Raw genomic sequence first — 1,831 nt, 5'->3', positions numbered from 1 at the left:
AACTTTTTCTTTTTCTGTATCAGTTAATAATTCAATTTCACATAGTTTCTTTTGTGGGTCTTTCAAAGCATTTTTCAATAATTGGACAAATTGTTCATTCATACGAGCAATTGTTTTTTCTTTAAATAAGTCCGTACAATACTCCCATTCTACATCGTATCCGTCACTTGTTTCTATAACAGTAACAGTAATATCAAACTTTGCTACCTTACTATCAACTTTCACACCATTTACCTTATAATCTCCCATGCTCAACGAGTTCATTTCTTTGTTTTCAAATGTAAACATAATGTCGAAAATAGGGTTTCGAGAAGGCTCCCTTTCCACGCCAAGCTGATCTACTAACTCTTCAAATGGATATTCTTGATTATCAAACGCATTTAAGCATTTTTCTCGTAATTGTGCCACCAAATCTATAAATCTTTGTGAAGATTGCAAATTCCCTTTAATCGCCAAAGTATTTACAAACATACCTAACATATTTTGGATTGCTGGATGAGTACGTCCTGAAACAGGTGTACCTAAAACAATCTCACCTTGTCTCGTATATTTACTTAGCAGCATCATAAGGTTCGCCATCAATATCATATATTCTGTTGCCCCTGTTTCTTTACTAAAGAGTTTAACAGCATTACTAGTTTTATGATCTATTTTTATGGTATTACTACTACCTTTATAACTCTGTTGCTTAGGTCTAGTAAAATCTGTAATTAGATCTAAAACCGGTACTTCTTCAGAAAACTCGTCAAGCCAATAATTTTTCTGTTCCATCATATCTCTCGAATTTTGCCAAGCACTGTAGTCTTTATATTGCATACCCACTGGAGAAAGTTCCTCTCCATTATACAATCTACACATTTCTTCTATTAAAAGACCTGTTGAACCACCATCACAAATTATGTGATGGATATCCAACATCAAAATCGTATTTTCACCTTTTATTTCAAGTATTTTTATTCTCATTAAAGGTGCTTCACTTAAATCAAAAGGTCGAATGAATTCTTTGAAAACTCGTTGCACATGTTCTTGTATGCTTTTTTCATGCTCTAACTCTATATCAACTGTATCCTCAATAATTTGGAGAAATTTATCTTTCACATGTGCAAAATGAGTTCTTAATAACTCATGACGCACGCATAGCTGTTTTACAGCTATGCGTAAGCGTTCTTTATCAATTTCCCCCTCGACTTCTAACATGATTGGGATATTATAAGTGATATTTGATTCTTGCATTTGATCAATTACATATAAACTTTTTTGGACAGAACTCATTTTATATTTTCTATTCATTGGTACTTATACCTCCTCTTCTACTGCTACTATCAATTCTGGATAGGCAATAGTATCACTATTTGATTTCACTTCTGTATTTCTTACTTTTTCAGCTATTTTTCTAATTGTTTTTTCTGTTAATATCGTACTTAGCGGAACTCTAACTTTAAACTTTTCTTCTAATGCATTTACCAATTTAGTCGCTTTTAATGAGTGTCCTCCTAGTTCAAAGAAACTATCATCTATACCAATCACTTCAAATCCTAAAATTTCTTTGAAAATCCCCATAATACCTTCCTCTACATTATCTCTAGGTGCAACAAAATCTTCTCTATCTGTAATTTGTGGATCTGGAAAAGATTTTCTATCTAATTTACCGTTTTTTGTCAATGGGAAATTATCTAATTGCATGATATACGTCGGAATCATGTATTCCGGTAAATTTCCCCTTAATTTCTCTTTAATGTATTTAATATCGATAGATTCACTACTTATTACATATCCACATAAATATTTATCACCATTGTTTTCTTTAACAATAACAACGGCATCACTGATT

Annotated in this window: 2 protein-coding genes; both read right to left on the bottom strand. The window is 32.0% G+C overall.

Annotated features, from left to right (window positions below; all coding sequences use genetic code 11):
- A partial coding sequence (locus tag ACYVEC_RS30440) for a condensation domain-containing protein (protein WP_460509569.1) occupies positions 1-1,290 on the bottom strand: 1,290 nt, incomplete at its 3' end.
- A gap of 6 nt (positions 1,291-1,296) precedes the next feature.
- Positions 1,297-1,831: phosphopantetheine-binding protein (locus ACYVEC_RS30435; RefSeq protein WP_460509567.1), on the bottom strand; the 535-nt coding region annotated here is incomplete at its 5' end.

This window comes from Bacillus sp. MN7755 (genome assembly GCF_054771475.1).
Note: the sequence above shows the minus strand (reverse complement) of the source record. Positions and strands in the feature narration are given on the sequence as shown.